At 72.3% G+C, this 15,602-nt stretch carries 15 protein-coding genes and 2 pseudogenes; 8 read left to right on the top strand and 9 right to left on the bottom strand.

Annotation, left to right across the window (positions count from 1 at the left end; all coding sequences use genetic code 11):
• Positions 1-23: 23 nt before the first annotated feature.
• The 6 genes from AB0K15_RS10585 to AB0K15_RS10560 all read right to left on the bottom strand — a co-directional run bounded on the left by AB0K15_RS10585 (position 24) and on the right by AB0K15_RS10560 (position 7,893).
• Positions 24-629: a VOC family protein gene (locus tag AB0K15_RS10585; protein WP_364048048.1), complete on the bottom strand. Its 606-nt coding sequence runs from the start codon at positions 627-629 to the stop codon at positions 24-26.
• Positions 630-729: 100 nt separating this feature from the next.
• Positions 730-1,188: a DUF6328 family protein gene (locus AB0K15_RS10580; protein ID WP_364048046.1), complete on the bottom strand. Its 459-nt coding sequence runs from the start codon at positions 1,186-1,188 to the stop codon at positions 730-732.
• A 263-nt stretch (positions 1,189-1,451) separates the two neighbouring features.
• A complete protein-coding gene (locus AB0K15_RS10575; RefSeq protein ID WP_364048044.1) occupies positions 1,452-3,152 on the bottom strand; it encodes a hydantoinase B/oxoprolinase family protein in 1,701 nt (566 codons plus the stop codon).
• Entirely contained in the window at positions 3,149-5,281 is a 2,133-nt protein-coding gene (locus AB0K15_RS10570) for a hydantoinase/oxoprolinase family protein (protein WP_364048042.1), read from the bottom strand. The genes AB0K15_RS10575 and AB0K15_RS10570 overlap by 4 nt, the downstream gene beginning before the upstream one ends.
• Before the next feature lie 3 nt (positions 5,282-5,284).
• Positions 5,285-6,622, bottom strand: a complete 1,338-nt coding sequence (locus AB0K15_RS10565) for an MFS transporter (protein WP_364048040.1) — start codon at positions 6,620-6,622, stop codon at positions 5,285-5,287.
• Complete coding sequence (locus AB0K15_RS10560; RefSeq protein WP_364048038.1) at positions 6,619-7,893, bottom strand: lyase family protein; 1,275 nt, start codon at positions 7,891-7,893, stop codon at positions 6,619-6,621. The genes AB0K15_RS10565 and AB0K15_RS10560 overlap by 4 nt, the downstream gene beginning before the upstream one ends.
• Before the next feature lie 126 nt (positions 7,894-8,019).
• Between AB0K15_RS10560 and AB0K15_RS10555 the strand changes: the two genes are divergently transcribed.
• Positions 8,020-8,787, top strand: a complete 768-nt coding sequence (locus AB0K15_RS10555; protein WP_364048036.1) for an IclR family transcriptional regulator — start codon at positions 8,020-8,022, stop codon at positions 8,785-8,787.
• Positions 8,788-8,881: 94 nt separating this feature from the next.
• Entirely contained in the window at positions 8,882-9,922 is a 1,041-nt protein-coding gene (locus tag AB0K15_RS10550; RefSeq protein WP_364048034.1) for a membrane dipeptidase, read from the top strand.
• A 24-nt stretch (positions 9,923-9,946) separates the two neighbouring features.
• Here AB0K15_RS10550 and AB0K15_RS10545 read toward each other — a convergent pair whose 3' ends face one another.
• Both AB0K15_RS10545 and AB0K15_RS10540 read right to left on the bottom strand, forming a co-directional pair.
• Positions 9,947-10,531, bottom strand: coding sequence for a hypothetical protein (locus AB0K15_RS10545; protein ID WP_364048032.1), 585 nt, complete (start codon positions 10,529-10,531; stop codon positions 9,947-9,949).
• Entirely contained in the window at positions 10,528-10,983 is a 456-nt protein-coding gene (locus AB0K15_RS10540; protein WP_364048030.1) for a hypothetical protein, read from the bottom strand. Before AB0K15_RS10540 ends, AB0K15_RS10545 begins: the two co-directional genes overlap by 4 nt.
• 63 nt (positions 10,984-11,046) lie before the next feature.
• Here AB0K15_RS10540 and AB0K15_RS10535 point away from each other — a divergent pair, with 63 nt between their 5' ends.
• The 5 genes and pseudogenes from AB0K15_RS10535 to AB0K15_RS10515 all read left to right on the top strand — a co-directional run bounded on the left by AB0K15_RS10535 (position 11,047) and on the right by AB0K15_RS10515 (position 14,631).
• Positions 11,047-11,865 (top strand): enoyl-CoA hydratase/isomerase family protein, encoded by an 819-nt coding sequence (locus tag AB0K15_RS10535; RefSeq protein WP_364048028.1) that lies wholly within the window; start codon positions 11,047-11,049, stop codon positions 11,863-11,865.
• The gene (locus AB0K15_RS10530) at positions 11,858-12,997 is read left to right on the top strand and encodes a CoA transferase (protein ID WP_364048026.1); all 1,140 of its coding nucleotides are present in this window, start codon (positions 11,858-11,860) and stop codon (positions 12,995-12,997) included. Before AB0K15_RS10535 ends, AB0K15_RS10530 begins: the two co-directional genes overlap by 8 nt.
• Before the next feature lie 60 nt (positions 12,998-13,057).
• Positions 13,058-13,345, top strand: a pseudogene (locus AB0K15_RS10525) (FAD-dependent oxidoreductase); the annotation flags it as partial.
• A gap of 241 nt (positions 13,346-13,586) precedes the next feature.
• Positions 13,587-13,892 (top strand): annotated as a pseudogene (locus tag AB0K15_RS10520) (FAD-dependent oxidoreductase); the annotation flags it as partial.
• A gap of 22 nt (positions 13,893-13,914) precedes the next feature.
• Entirely contained in the window at positions 13,915-14,631 is a 717-nt protein-coding gene (locus AB0K15_RS10515; RefSeq protein ID WP_364049011.1) for an NAD(P)/FAD-dependent oxidoreductase, read from the top strand.
• A 4-nt stretch (positions 14,632-14,635) separates the two neighbouring features.
• Here the strand turns inward: AB0K15_RS10515 and AB0K15_RS10510 are convergent, their stop codons facing one another.
• Positions 14,636-15,082: a hypothetical protein gene (locus AB0K15_RS10510; RefSeq protein WP_364048024.1), complete on the bottom strand. Its 447-nt coding sequence runs from the start codon at positions 15,080-15,082 to the stop codon at positions 14,636-14,638.
• Positions 15,083-15,268: 186 nt separating this feature from the next.
• Here AB0K15_RS10510 and AB0K15_RS10505 point away from each other — a divergent pair.
• Positions 15,269-15,602 (top strand): transposase (locus AB0K15_RS10505; RefSeq protein ID WP_364048022.1); only part of this gene is annotated, 334 nt, incomplete at its 3' end.

Raw genomic sequence — 15,602 nt, 5'->3', positions numbered from 1 at the left:
GTCCTCCGTGATCGAGACAAGCCTCAGAGCGGCAGTTCCGTGCCCGCCTGCTCGGCCACCATGTACCGGCTGTACCACTCGGGCCAGTTCGCGTCGGCCTGGCCGGTGCGTTTCTCGTGCTCGCCGTGCGCCACCGACGCGCGGCGCATCGCGTCGGCCAGGTCGCTCACCGACGCGAACGACGTCTCCGCCGCGTCGACCCGCCCGGGCAGCCGCGTGGTGACCTCCTGCAGCTGCCACTGGTTCCCGTCGGGATCGGCGAAGGTGGCCTGCGACCGGTAGCTGGTGCGATCCGGGTCCAGCCCGGGCTCCGGTCCGTCCGGGCCGAAGTGGAAGATCTCGCCCACGGCCACGCCGGCGACGACCAGCGCGGCGCGCGTCGCCTCGATGTCGGAGACGACGACGTACCCCTTCGCCGACCCGGGTTTCGCATCCGTGAGGTTCGTCCCGAACTGCACCGAGCACGGCGACCCGTGCGGCGTCAGCTGCACGACCCATGGCGGCGTCTCGTCCAGCCGCCAACCGATTCCCGTGTAGAACGCCTTGGCCCGCTCGACATCCGCGACGGGAACCACGAGCACCTCGACCTTCATGTCGACGTTCTCGAGCCCGCTCTCCGACGTGGTCATCCCGGCCTCCCGTGGCAACGCAGGCGCCCCAGCGTAGCCGCTGCGCTCCAAACCGGGCCGGGCGTTGAAAATCTCTCCGCCGATCGGGTTCGCCCGCCACTCACTCGCGGCTGAGCAAGCGCGGCGCAACACCCCAGAACACGACGAAGAGCAACAACGCGAAGCCGGCGACACCGAACATCGCCGCCGCGCCGTACACGACCCGAGCGATGAGCGCGACCGTCACCGTGATGGCCAGCGCCAGGCACACGAGCCCGGCGACCACTACCCGGTTGCCCGCGGTGAGGATGCGCTCGCGCCGGCCCGTCCGGAACAGCAGCCGGTGCCAGGCCGCGGGTGCCGTCAGCAACGCCGTCGAAGCCACCGCGAGCACGACGGCGGCCATGTGCAGGCCTTTCTCGAACCCGCTCGCGTCGCGGAACAGGGAGGTGAAGACCACCGAGAGCAGGAACCCGAACAGGATCTGCACCCCGGCCTGTGCCACCCGCAGCTCCTGCAGGAGCTCGTTCACGTTCCGCCCGAGCCTTTCGTCGTGGGTTTCGCCCGTGTGTTCCGTCACCCACTCGAGTGTAAGCACGACCGGCGAGGACGGCAGCGCTTCGCCCGCCGCGCCAAGGTTTCACCCGCGCGCGACGGGGTACACGATTTTCAGGCGCGGCACGCGGCCCCACCCTGGCCGCGCCGACCGGGCGTCGCCGGTCCACGAGGTCGGCGACGCCCTTCCACCCGCCCGGGAACGACCGTCCTCATCGGACCTCGTCGGAATCCAGGCCTCCGCAGCGGGGATTCGCCCGGGTACCGGGAGCGAATCCCCGCCGCGGATCAGGCTCCGCGCGTCGCGGTCAGGGCCTCGAGGTCGACCGTCACGCCGTACACGTCGAGTGCCTCCGCCACCGAGAGCAGCTCGTCACGGACGTCGCGCAGCACCGCCTCGACCGGACGGTCCACAGGGGACCCGTGCCCGCCGCCGCCCGCCGTGCGGAGGATGACCGTCGGGGCACCGGCGTCGAACGGCAGCGCCCCCAACCGGGCCGACGTCTCGGCCACCGGCACGGCGATGCCGTCCACCCGCGCCTCGGTCGGCCGCGCCGCGAGGCCGCCGGCGAGGCCGAACGGCGGATGGCTCTGCTGGTGACACCCGGCCGCCAGGGTGAGCCCGTTCGCGGCCCGCGGCGGCCGCAGCGTCACCAGCTGCCCGTGCCCGCCGCGGAACCGGCCCGCGCCGGCCGTTCCCGGCGCGAGCTCCTTCCGCTCGATCCGCGCCCCGGTGGTGGTTTCGTAGATCTCGACCGGGATGTTCGACGAGCTCGTCGGGTAGCAGATCGCGTCGACCCCGTCGCCGCCGTGGCCCGCCCCGAGCCCGCCACCGGCGAAGGCGAGCGAGCTGACGGGGACGTCGTGCGCACCGGTGCCGATGAGCCGCAGGCTGCTCTTGAACCCGCCCGCCGCGGGGATCCGCTCGGGCAGCACCCCGGCGAGCGCGCCCTGCACGAGCGGGATGACGTGCCAGCCGACCTTCGTCCGGTCGTTCACCGACGCCGGGTGCACGGGGTTGAGCACGGAGCCCTCCGGCGCCTGCACCCGCACCGGCCGGAACAGGCCCTGGTTGCTCGGGATCTGCGGGGTCAGCAGGCAGTTCAGTGCATACGTGGTGCGCGCGGTGGTGAACGTCAGCGTCGAGTTGATCCCGCCGTGCGGGTGCTGCGGCGGCACGCGCACGTAGTCGACCAGCAGGTCGCTCCCGGACACGACCAGCTCCACGCCCAGCGTCAGCTCTCCGTCCAGCTCGTCGAACGTCAGCTCGAAAGGGTAGGTGCCGTCCGGAATGGACTCGATGGTCGCGCGCATCGCCTTCTCCGCGCGGGACTGCACGGCGTCGGACAGCTGCTGCAGATCGTCGAGACCGTACTCGTCGAGCAGGTCGACGGTGTGCGCGGCGGCCACGGAGTTCGCGGTCACGATCGCGTTGAGGTCACCGATCACCAGCTCCGGCGTGCGCACACTCCCCCGCAGCGTCGAGAACACGGCTTCGTTGCGCACGCCCGCGTCGTACAGCTTCAGCGGCGGGAAGTACACGCCCTCCTCGTACACGCTGCGGGCCTCGGACTGGTTGAGCAGGCCGCCGATGTCGCTCACGTGCGCGATCGACCCCGCGAACCCGACCACACGCCCGTGCTTGAAGAACGGCGTCACCACGGCCACGTCCGGCAGGTGCCCGGCGCCGATCCACGGGTCGTTGGTGAACAGCACGTCGCCCTCGCTCAGCGTTTCGGCGGGGAACGTCTCCAGCAACGCCGCGGTGAGGTGCGGCAGGGTGAGGTTGAACGTCGGGTTGCTGGTCACCGCGTGGGCGACGGACCAGGCGCGGGCGTCCATGATCTCGCAGCCGAGGTCGTTGCCGGTGGACACGACGGTGCTGAACGCGGTGCGGCGCAACACGGTCTGCATCTCGTCGGCGAGCGTCACCAGCCGGCCCCACACCACTTCCAGGGTGATCGGGTCGTCGAAGACGGATCGGTTCACAGCTGTGCCTCCGTTCGGGTGACCACCAGGTTGCGGTACTCGTCGACGACGGCCGTGCTCCCGGGTGCGACGAGCACCGTGGACTCGCGTTCCTCGACCAGCGCCGGTCCCGGGACGGACATCCCCGGCTCCAGCGTGTAACGGTCGTACACCGGGGTGTCCACGGAGGACTCCCGTTCGATCCAGTACGCCGGCCGCGTGCGCAGCGGCACCGGATCCCCCGCCGCACCGGCGCTGCGCCGCTCCACCGCGACCTCGGCGAGCCGGCCGCTCGCGACCACGCGCCACGTCATCACCTCCACCGGGATGTCGTCGTGCGCGTGACCGTAGAGATCGGTGTAGGCCTCGAGGAACCGGGTGCGGACCTCGTCGCGGCACGACGCGTCGAGCTCGCCGCCGGGCAACGGCACGGAGATCTCGTTGATCTGCCCGGCGAACCGCGCCGACACCTGGCGCTCGAGCGTCACGTCCGCGCGGGGCACCCCGGCCTCGGCGACCACGTCGCGGCCCTGCTCCTCCAGCTCGGTGACGAGCCGGCCGACGGCGGCCCAGTCGGTGGTGTCCAGCAGCTGCGGCTGCGAGCGCGAGAACTCGAACGACACCGGTGCGACGAGGAACCCGATCGCCGAGAGCACCCCGGCGGCGAGCGGGTAGACGATCCGCTCGTTGCCCAGCAGCCGGGCCACCGACGCGGCGTGGATCGGGCCCGCTCCCCCGGACGCGAGCAGCGCGTAGGACCGCGGGTCGCCGCCGCGTTCGACGATGTGCAGCTTCGCCGCGGCGGCCATGTTCTCCACCACGAGCTGGTGGATGCCCCACGCAGCCTCCGTACGGGAGACGCCGAGCGGCCCGGCGACGTGGTCGTCGATCGCGCGTTCGGCGGCCACGCGGTCCAGCGCCATCTCGCCGCCGAGGAAGCTCGCGGGGTCGAGGTACCCGAGCACGAGGGCGGCGTCGGTGACCGTCGGCAGGGTGCCGCCGAGCCCGTAACACGCGGCGCCGGGCGCGGCGCCCGCGGACTGGGGACCGACCTTGAGCAGGCCGAGCTCGTCGATCCACGCGATGCTGCCGCCACCGGCGCCGATCTCCAGCATCTCCACCGACGGGAACTGGATCGGCAGGCCGGAGCCCTTCTTGAACCGGTGCACCCGCGCGACTTCCAGCTGGTGCGAGATCGCGGGCCTGCCGTCCTCGATGAGGCAGATCTTCGCCGTGGTGCCGCCCATGTCGAACGCGATCAGGTCGCGTTCGCCGCACAGGCCGCCGTAGTGCGCGGCGCCGATCGCGCCGCCCGCGGGTCCGGACTCGATGAGCCGCACGGGCAGCTCCGACACGGTCTCCACCGTCGCGATCCCGCCCGAGGACAGCATCAGGTACAGCCGGCCGCGGTAGCCGGTGTCGGCGAACGCGGTCGCCAGCGTGCGCAGGTACTCGCGGGTCAGGGGGCGCACGTAGGCGTTGGCCACGGTCGTGCTGGTGCGTTCGTACTCACGGATCTCGGGCGCGACCTCGCTGGAGACGGAGACGTCGGCCTCGGGCCAGAGCTTGCGCACCAGGTCCGCCGCCGCGCGCTCGTTCTCGGAGTTGCGGTAGGAATGCAGGAACGAGATGGCGACGCTGGAGAGTTCCGGCGCGCCCGGATCGCCGCGACGGTCCTTCGCGTCCTCCTCGCGGATCCGCGCGAGGGCCGCGGCGACGTCGGCTTCTTCGACCTCGGCGACGATCTCACCGGTGTGCTCGGTCCGTTCGCCGATCTCGCGGCGCAGGTACCGCGGCACGAGCGGCTCGGGGAAGCGCAGGGCCAGGTCGTAGATGTCGTAGCGCTGCTCGGTGCGCAGCGCCAGCGTGTCGCGGAAGCCCTCGGTGGTCAGCAGCGCGACCTTGGCGCCCTTGCGTTCGATCAGCGCGTTGGTCACCAGGGTGGTCCCGTGGATCACGTTGGTCAGTGCCTCGGCGCCGACGCCCGCGCGCTCCAGCAGTGTCCGGGAACCGTGCAGGAACGCGCGGGACGGGTCGTCGGGCGTGGTGAGGCACTTGAAGATCTCGAGCGCGCCCGTTTCGGTGTCCAGCAGCGCGAAGTCGGTGAACGTGCCGCCGATGTCGAAGGCCAGCCGGTAGGTGGGTGCCACGGGTCAGGATTCCTTTCGCTGGCCGGCGAGGGGCCGGGCGCCGGTTTCGATGGCGAAGCCGCGGCTTTCGGGGATGCCCTTGACGAGGAACGGGAGCGCGATCACCGCGATCAGCACGCCGTAGAGGGCGGGCAGGAGCTTGCCGCCGGCGTCGAGCAGCACGGCGTCGAGCAGCGGCGCGGTGCCGGCGAACACGGCGTAGGAGAAGGTGTAGGCGATCGAGCCGGCCGAGTAGCGGACCTCGGGCGGGAAGACCTCGGCGTTGGTCACGTTCCCCGCGGCCTGCACGCCGGCGACCGGGATCACGAGCAGCGCCTGGGCCACGCAGACCAGCGGCAGGTTCCCGCCCGCGATCAGCAGGTACGCCGGCACGGTGAGCACGGGGATCGCGACGGCCGCGGTGATCATCACCGGCTTGCGGCCCACCCGGTCGGTCAGGGCGCCGAACCCGACGCACGACACGGCGAACGTGACGAACGCGAAGAGGCTGATCCACAGCGCCGTGGTCGAGGAGATCCCGGCGACCTTCGTCATGTACGTGGGCATGTAGCCGAGCAGTGTGTGGAAGCCGACCCCGACGAGCGCGTAGAAGACGATCAGCACGCCGATGGTGCGGCCGTGACGGCGCAGAGTCCCTCCGAAGGAGACAGCCGGCTTCTTCCGCGCCCGCAGGTGCACGCCGGTTTCGGCCAGCCGCAGCCGCAGGTAGATGCCGCCGCACGCGAGCAGCCCGCCCGCGACGAACGGCCAGCGCCAGCCACCGGAGGCGTAGAAGTCCTCGTCCAGGCGGAACAGCAGCACCACCAAGGTCGCGACGGCCGTGCCGACGCTGCCGAAGCACGACACGATGTTCACGTACAGGCCGCGCTTGCCGTCCGGCGCGGATTCGGCGGCATAGGTCGCGGCGCCCGTCAGCTCACTCGCCGCCGCGAAGCCCTGCACCAAGCGGCACAGCGTGAGCAGCAGCGGTGCGGCGAAGCCGATCGTCGCGTACGGCGGGATCACGCCGATGAGCGCGGTGGACAGTCCCATGAGGACCAGTGAGACGGCCAGCGCGGTGCGGCGGCCGTGGCGGTCGCCGACACGGCCCATCACCACGCCGCCGATCGGACGGGCGAAGAAGGACACGCCGTAGATCGCCAGCGTACCGAGCAACGCCGCCGTGGGGTTGTCGCCCGGGAAGAACTGGGTGGCGATGATCGCGGTCGAGAACCCGTAGAGCGCGAAGTCGAACCACTCCACGAAGGTGCCGACCGACAACGCGAAGGTGGTCTTCGCGGTCATTCTCGCCACGGCGGCCGGCTCGGTGGCGCCGGGGCCGGTGCGTGCCATCGGTTTCATGAGGACTCTCCTGCGGAGGCGGAGGTGGCCGCGCCGACGGCGGTTCGGTAGCCCGCCGTGGTCGCGAGGGTCACGTACTCGTCGAGTGCGCCGGTGGCGTTGCGCGCCACGGCTTCCTCGTCCCACTGCAGCCGGGCCACGCACTTCTCGCGGAAGATCGTGGCCGCGGCGGCGAGGTCCTCGAACGCGCGGACGAGCGCGTCGAGGACCACCGGTTCCATCACGTTCAGCTCGAGCTCGCCGGCGTCGGCGGCCGCGTCGACGGTCGCGGCGGCCCCGCGGACGCGGAAACCGAGCTGCAGCACCAGCTCCGGCACCACGGGGTTGACCTTGCCCGGCATGATCGACGAGCCCGCCTGCAGCTGCGGCAGCCGCACCTCGCCGAGGCCGCCGACCGGGCCGGAAGACAGCAGGCGCAGGTCGCGGGCGATCTTGCCGAGCACGCCGGACGCGCGGACGAGCGCGGCGGCGACGGCGGCGTAGGCGTCGAGGTGGGCCAGGGCGTCGAAGTAGTCCTCGGCGGGTTTCAGGGCGCGCCCGGACAGCTCGGCGAGGTGGCGCACGGCCAGTTCCGCGTAGCCGGCGGGGCTGCCGAGGCCGGTGCCGACGGCGGTGGCGCCGAGCGGGACTTCCGCCAGAGCAGCCACGGCGTGGTCGAGGGCCGCGCTCGTGCGGCGGATCGCGTGAGCGTGGCCGTGGTGGGTCTGGGCGACGGTGAGCACCACGGCGTCCTGCAGACACGTCCGGCCGAGGCGCACGAGCGCGCCCTGGTCGGCCGCGAGCCCGTCGAAGGCGTCGGCGAGGTGGCTCAGCGCCGCGGTGACGGGTTCGGCCAGCTCCGTCAGCGCGAGCGCCATCGCGGTGGGATAGGTGTCGTTCGTGGACTGCGACCGGTTGACGTGGTCGTTGGGGTGCACCGAAAGCGGCTCGCCCGACTCGCGCAGCAGCTGCTCGGCACGCGCCGCGAGGACCTCGTTCACGTTCATGTTGGTCGAGGTTCCGCCGCCGCCCTGCACGAGCGTGAGCGGGAACTGGCCGCGGTGGTGCCCCACGCCGACCTCGTCCGCGGCGTGGGTGATGGCGTCGGCTCGGGCGGGATCGAGCACGCCGAGCTCCGCGTTGGCCCGGGCGGCGGCCGCCTTGACCTGGGCGTACGCGGTGAGGAAGGCCGGCACGTCGGCCAGGCGGCGGCCGTGGGCCGGAAGGTGGGCGAGCGCCTTGCGGGTCTGTTCTCCGAACAGTGCGGCCCCGGCAGGGGCGGTGATGGACATGGCCGGGGAGTCTGCGATCCGCTGTCCGTCCGACGCCACGGGTGTTGCCGCGAGAGCACCCTGAATCGTCTCAGTGTGCCCTGGTGACCACTTGTGTAGCTTTCACAGCACCACTACCGTCGGGGCATGGCCGAAAACTCCGACACCTCGACCGTCGGCCGCGTGGCCGCCGTGCTCCGCACCCTCGGCGAGGACGAGCGCCGCCCCGAGCTGTCCGGGGCCGAGATCGCCCGCCGCGTGGGCCGTGAGCGCAGCCAGATCTCGCGGATGCTGAAGGCGCTGGCCGCGCACGGGCTCGTCGAGCAGAACCCCGAGACGCGCGGGTACCGGCTCGGCTGGCAGCTGCACGTGCTCGCGGCGCGCGCCGGCGACCAGCGTCTGCTCGGCAGCGGCTCGGCCGTGCTGCGCGCGGTGGTCGTCGAGACGGGCGAAAGCGCGCTGCTGTCGATCCTGCAGGGCGACCAGTCGTTCACGATCCTGCGCGAGCGTTCGCCGCACACCGTGCAGGCCGGGGGCTGGGTCGGGCGGACCTCACCCCTGCACGTGACCGCGTCGGGCCGCGCGCTGATCCTCGACCACGAGGACGACGACATCCGCGCGCTGCTCGCCCGCACGCCGCCGGGCGAGTTCGGCCCGCGCGCGCTGCGCAGCGTGGCCGAGGTGCTCGAACGGCTGCACCACGAGCGGCAGGAGAGCTGCACCGTGGCGATCGACGAGCTGGAGGGCGGGCTGCTCTCGGTCGGTGCGCCCGTGCGGGACGCGACCGGGCGGATCATCGCCTCGCTCAACGTGTCCGCGCCGACGAGCCGGGCGCTGGACCGGCTGACCGAGCTCAGCGCGACGACCAAGGTCGCCGCCCGGCGGCTGAGCGCCATCATGAGCCGGGCGTCCTGAGTCGTGCTCTCAGAGCATCACCACGTGACGGCACAGCCACCGCCCCCCTAGACTCGCCGGCGATTCCACAGTGGACCGTCGAGGAGTGCTTTTCATGACCGAAGGAGTGGCCCTGCACCACGACGCCGTGGTCGCAGACGCGCACAACGACCTGCTCATGCTCTGCTCGCGCTACCCCGCCGACCGGCAGGCCGGGTACTTCCGCCGCGTCTGGCTGCCGCAGCTGCGCGCCGGCGGCGTCGACCTCCAGGTGCTGCCGGTGTTCCTCGAACCCGAGTTCCGTCCCGAAGGGGCGCTGCGCCAGACGCTGCGGATGATCGAGACCGCCTGGCGCGTCGAAGCCGGCAACCGCGATGCCGTCCGGATGTGCCTCACCGGCGACGACATCCGCGAGACCCTCGCCGACGGCCGGATCGCGCTCGTCCTCGCGATGGAAGGCTGCGAAGCCGTCGGCCTCGACGTCGGCCTGTTCGAGACGCTGCACCGGCTCGGCGTGCGGATGGCGTCGTTCACGCACTTCGGGCGCACGATGCTCGCCGACGGCTCGGCCGAGGACGACACGGGCGGGCGCCTCACGAGCGCGGGCGTGGACGCCGTGGCGGTGTGCGAGGAGCTGGGCATCATGCTCGACGTCTCCCACCTCGGCGCCACGTCCACCGACCACCTGCTGGAGCTCGCGACCCGGCCGCCGGTCGCGTCGCACTCCTCGGCCTTCGCGGTGCGCGCCCACCACCGCAACCTCACCGACGCGCGCCTGCGCGCGATCGCCGAATCCGGCGGGGTCGTGGGGATCAACGTCCTGGCCCAGTTCGTCGACGAGCACGAGCACACCATCGCCCGCGTCGCCGACCACATCGAGCACGCCGCGGACGTCGTCGGCGTCGCCCATGTGGGCCTCGGCCCCGACTTCATCAAGGAGGTCTCCGACAGCCTCCGCCGCGCCGACGAACGCTCCTGGGACGACCGCACGGCCCGCGAGTTCGTGCCCGGCCTCGAAGGGCCCGCCGGACTCCCCCGCATCACCGCCGAGCTCCACCGCCGCGGCTGGCCCGAGCCCGACGTGCGCCAGGTGCTCGGGCTCAGCTTCCACGACTTGTTCCTCAAGGAGCTCGGAGTTCCGGGGGCCGCTCGCTAACCGGTCCCGCACTGTCCATTGTGGTCAGCCGAGCATGCGCAGCGTCTCGTCCCACAAGCGCGCCGCCAGAGCCGGTTCGATCGCGTACGGCGCGACCCCACCGGCGCCCGGCGTGGAGTTCGGCTGGACCGGCGCGAGGGCGGCGACTTCGAAGTACCGGCCGGTGATCCCGGCGACGAGCGGCGAACCCGCGAGCAGCACCGACGTCACCGCACCCTGTTCGGGGGTCTTCCAGCCCGGCGGGACGGCGAGGACGTGGCCCCGGTCGTCCATGGCGCCGACGAAGCCGAGCTGGGCTTCGTCGAGGTGGCGCCGCCGGTTGGTCATGATGCCGCCCGGGTGCAGCGCGTTGACGGTGATGCCGTCGGCTGCCCAGCGTCCGGCGAGGGCGAAGGCGAAGGCGAAGGCGAAGGCGAAGGCGAAGAGGATCATCGCGGTCTTCGAGCGGGCGTAGGCGGTCCACGCTTCGTAGGGCGTGCGCTCGAAGTGCGGGTCGTCGAAGTCCACCGCGGACATGAGGTGGGCCGAGGACGCGACGTTGACCACGCGGGCATCGCCGCACAGCGGGCAGGTCCTCGACGGCGTCGGGGTCGCGGACCGCGACGTCACGTCGGCGTCGGCGGCCGCCAGGGTGCGGGCGGTGCCGAGGCCGATGCCGGACGCGCCTCCGGTGACGACCGTGCGGCGGCCGGTGAGATCGACGCCGCCGAGAGCGAGGCGGCGCGGGCCGGCGTGACGCCGGCGGAGTCGATCGCGGCCCTCGCGACGCGCGCCGGATCGCCCGGAGCGTCGCCGGTGAGGGTGCCGGCGCCTCCGAGGTACCGGCGAACCCGGCCGACGCGCGTGGTCTTGGAGACGTCGAGCGGTTCGGCGACGGTCATCGCCGCCCCGAAGCCTGTGCGGACGGTGCCGCGCTCCACCATCGTGATGCCGACGCCGAAGGGCGCGACCTCACCGATCACCGACTCGTGGAACCTCACCCCGCCCGAGATCGGCCACGACCCGGCCGCCCGCCTCGAGCGCCACCGCGAGGCCGTGCTGCGCGCGACCACCGCCGTCATGGCCGAACTCCTCGGCCGGCGGTGCAGACTGAGCTCTGATCACCCACGAGCGGAGGGAGCCGCATGAGCCGGTACGCGCGTTTCGAGCACCTGAGGGTCGACGGGCCGGACGAGGACGGCGTGGTCGAGCTGGTGCTGGACGGGCCGAACCTCAACGCCGTCAGCGAGGCCGCGCACGGCGACCTGGCCGAGATCTGGCGCGAGTTCGACCGCGACCCCGCGGTGAACGCGGTGCTCCTGCGCGGCGAGGGCAAGGGGTTCTCCGCCGGCGGGTCGTTCGACCTGGTCGAGAAGCTGACCACCGATTTCGAGGCCCGCTCGCGCACCATGCGGGAGGCGCGGGACCTCGTCTACAACATCATCGACTGCTCGAAACCGATCGTTTCGGCGATCCACGGCCCGGCCGTCGGCGCGGGGCTGGTGGCGGGGGTGCTCGCGGACGTGTCGGTGGTCGCGAAGACCGCGAAGATCGTCGACGGGCACACACGGCTCGGTGTCGCGGCCGGGGACCACGCGGCGATCTGCTGGCCGCTGCTGTGCGGGATGGCGAAAGCCAAGTACTACCTGATGACCTGCCGGCCGATGACCGGCGAGGAGGCCGAGCGGATCGGCCTCGTTTCGCTGTGCGTGGACGAAGAGGCGGAGCTGCTGCCGACCGCGCGTGACCTCGCCCGGGAGCTGGCGCTCGGCGCGCCGAACGCGATCCGGTGGACGAAGCAGAGCCTCAACGCGTGGTACCGGCAGATCGCCGGCGCGATCTTCGACTCGTCGCTGGCGCTGGAGTTCTACGGGTTCGCCGGGCCGGAAGTGCGCGAAGGCCTGGCGTCGCACCGGGAACGCCGCAAGCCCGACTTCACCGGCCGGGGCGGTGCCGATGCCTGAGGCACTGCTCGACGGGCTGCGGGTGGTCGAGATCTCCAGTTACGTCGCCACTCCCCTGTGCGGCCTGACCCTGGCCCAGCTCGGCGCCGACGTCGTCCGCGTCGAACCTCCGGGCGGCGCGCCCGACCGCACGCGCTGGCCGCTCGCCGACTCGGGCACGAGCCTGTACTGGACCGGGCTGAACAAAGGGAAGCGCGCGATCTCGGCGGACCTGGCGTCCGAAGTGGACCGGCAACGGGTGGCCGACCTGATCGTCCACGGTGGACCGTGTGTCGTCGTCACCAACACCGACCGGCATCCCGAGCTCACGCATGCCGCGCTGTCCGCCCGGCGTCCCGACGTGATCCACGCGCTGCTGGCAGGCCGCTCCGACGGCGGCGCCGCCGTGGACTACACCGTCCAGGCCGCCACCGGGTTCCCGCTCGTCACCGGCCCGGCCGACGTGCCCGGGCCGGTCAACCACGTCCTGCCCGCGTGGGACCTCGCCGCCGGTCTGTACCTCGCCACGGGCCTGCTCGCCGCCGAGCGGCGCCGGCTGCGGACCGGGCAGGGCGCGGCGTTGCGCGTCGCGCTGGAGGACGTCGCCCTCGCCACCGCGGGCAACCTCGGTTACCTCGCCGAAGCCCAGGTCACCGACCACGAACGCACCAAGTCCGGCAACGACATCCACGGCACCTACGGCCGCGACTTCACCACGGCCGACGGCGTCGCGGTCGTGGTCGTCGTCCTGACCGAACGCCACTGGGCGAAGCTGCTGGCCGCCACGGGCCTGACCGCCGCGTTCGCCGCTCTCGGCGACTCCCTCGCGATCGACTTTTCCGGTGAAGCCGCCCGCTTCGAACACCGCGACCTCATCTCGGCGCTGCTGGCCCGCTGGTTCGCCGCCACGCCGTTCGCCGACGCCGCCAAGGCCCTCGACGCCCACCGCATCCTGTGGCAGCGTTACCGCACGTTCGCCGAGGTCGGCCGCGATCCCGAGCTGGCGGACCACGACCTCTTCGCACCGCTCGACCAGCCCGGCGTCGGCCCGCACCTGGCGCCGAAATCACCGGTCGTGGTCGACGGCGCGCGCCTCGGCCCGAGCCCGGCGCCCTCGGTCGGGGAGCACAACGCGGAGGTCTTCGGCCCGTAGCACCCGGATTCGCCCACGAGCCCGGACACGAGGAGGACCGCCGATGCGCGAGGGAGACCGGTGAGCACGTACGACGCGATCGTGATCGGGGGCGGGCACAACGGGCTCGTCGCGGCGCTCTACCTCGCGAAGGCCGGCTGGTCCGTGGCCGTCGTGGAGCGCAACGCCGGTGTGGGCGGGGCGATCGCCAGCGGGGAGGTGACGCTGCCGGGGTTCGAGCACGACCTGTACTCGACCAACCAGAACCTGTTCCTCGGTTCCGCGGCCCACGCCGACTTCGGCGCGGACCTCACCCGGCTCGGCCTGAGGTTCCGGGTCACGCACCGGCCCTACTCCAACGTCTTCCCCGACGGGCGGAGCCTGGGCGTCCACCACGACCACGCGAAGACCCTCGAAGGCCTCGCCGCCCACTCGGCGGCCGACGCCGAGGGATTCGACCGCCTTTACGGGGGTGTACCGGCGGTTCGCCCCGCACCTGTTCGCGCTCTACGGCTCCGCGCTGCCGTCGAAAGCCGCCCTCCGGGAGGTCGCGCGGCTGGTCCGCAAGCAAGGGGTGAGCGGTGCGCTCGACCTGGCCCGGACGCTGCTGATGAGCACCCGCGAGCTCGGCGAAACCTGGTTCGAGACGCGCGAAGCGCAGGCGATGGCCGCATGCTGGGGCATGCACCTCGACTTCGCCCCGGACGTGAGCGGCGGCGCGATGTTCCCGCTGCTGGAGCTGTTCGCCGACATGGACAACGGCATGTCCGTCGTCGAAGGCGGAGCGCAGCGGCTCCCCGACGCACTCGCCGCGCTGCTGGTCGAATACGGCGGCGAAGTCCACACAGGACTCGAGGTCGACGGGGTACTGCGCGAGAACGGCCGCGCCGCCGGAGTGCGGACAGCGGACGGCACCCGGCTGCGGGCGGCGGGCGGTCGTGGCCAACGTGGGACCACGAGCGTTGTACGGGAAGCTGCTCACCGACGTCCCCGAAGACCTGCGGCGCAAGGCGGAGAACTTCCGCTACGGCCCCGCCACGCTGATGCTGCACCTCGCTCTCGACGGCCCGCTCCCCTGGGCCGCCGGCGAAGACCTCGCCGAGTTCGGTTACGTCCACGCCGCGCCCTACGTCGACGACCTCGCCAAAACCTACGCCGAGGCCCAGGCCGGGCTCCTGCCCGCCGACCCGCTGCTGGTCGTCGGCCAGACCACCGCCGTCGACCCGACACGCGCTCCCGCCGGCAAGCACGTCGCGTGGCTGCAAGTCCGCACCGTGCCCTCGGTCATCCGCGGCGACGCGGCCGGCCCGATCCGTGCGACGACCTGGCCGGAAGCCGCCGAGCCGATGGCCGAACGCGTGCTCGCGAAGCTCGAGCGCTACGCCCCCGGCACGTCGGCCCGGATCGCGAAGTACGCGGTGCACACACCCCAGGACCTCGAAGCCGCCAACCCGAACCTCGTCGGCGGCGACAGCGACCACCTGCCGCAGAACTTCCTGTTCCGCCCGCTCGGCTGGGGCCACCACGGCTACCGCACGGCGGTCGACGGGCTCTACCTCACCGGCGCGGCGACCTGGCCGGGCGCCGGCACCAACGCGACGTCCGGCCGGCTCGCGGCCCAACGCGTGCTCCGGGACGCGAAGCGCCGCCGCTGACGGCTCACGCGCGGTCCTTGTTCACCACGCGCAGCACCAGCCACTGGTCGAACCACGCCCCCACGGTCGCCACCACGAGCATCACCAGGCCGAGGATCAGGTGGGTGTAGCTGTGCAGGGGCGCGACGCTGTCGGTCAGCCGGGTCAGGCCGACCTGCACGAGCAGCCGCGCCACGAAGAGCGTCGCCACCAGGCCCAGCGCCTGCTTGCGGCGCCACACGGCCCGCAGCAGCTGCCGTCGCCGCGCGAGCATCGTGGACCACAGCACCACGTGGACCGCGAGCACGACCAGCGGCAGCAGCGCCACCCACGGGTACCGGTCCTGGAACTGCACGGTGAGGTCCCCGCTCGCCGCGAGCAGCCCCACCAGCAGGAAGTACCACGCGGGCAGCCCGGTGATCCTGCCCTCCGGAAGCCGCTGCCCCTGGGGGATGAAGTCCGTCTTCAGCATCGGGATCTCCTTCGTGTGCCGATGCGTCGAGACTCCCGCAACCGGCGCCGGCGAAGATCGACCGCGCGGACGAACCTCGGCCGCCGTCTCATACCTGCGTACGAGACGCGCGGCCAGCCCGGGGCCGGCTCGACGTGCGACACGGCGTAGCCGCGTGTCTGGCAAAGGTTCCGATCGTTTGCTGAGATGCTGCTCGGTGTGTCGCGGTTTCAGTTGCTGTCAGACGATCAGTGGGCGCTGATCGAGGACTTGTTGCCAGTCCGTACTGGCAAGCAGGGTCGGCCGTTCTCGGATGCCAGGTCGATGGTCGAGGGAATCATCTACCGCTATCGGTGCGGGATTGCGTGGCGCGATGTGCCCGCGGTGTTCGGTTCGTGGCAGACGATCTGGACCTGGCACCGCCGGATGGCCGGGAACGGCACCTGGGACACGGTGCTGCAGCGGCTGTTGGCCACGGCAGATGCGGCCGGGGTGGTGGAGTGGGCGGTGTCGGTCGACTCCACCATCGCGCGGGCGCATC

Source organism: Amycolatopsis sp. NPDC049253 (assembly GCF_040678995.1).
Classification (GTDB): Bacteria; Actinomycetota; Actinomycetes; order Mycobacteriales; family Pseudonocardiaceae; genus Amycolatopsis.
Note: the sequence above shows the minus strand (reverse complement) of the source record. Positions and strands in the feature narration are given on the sequence as shown.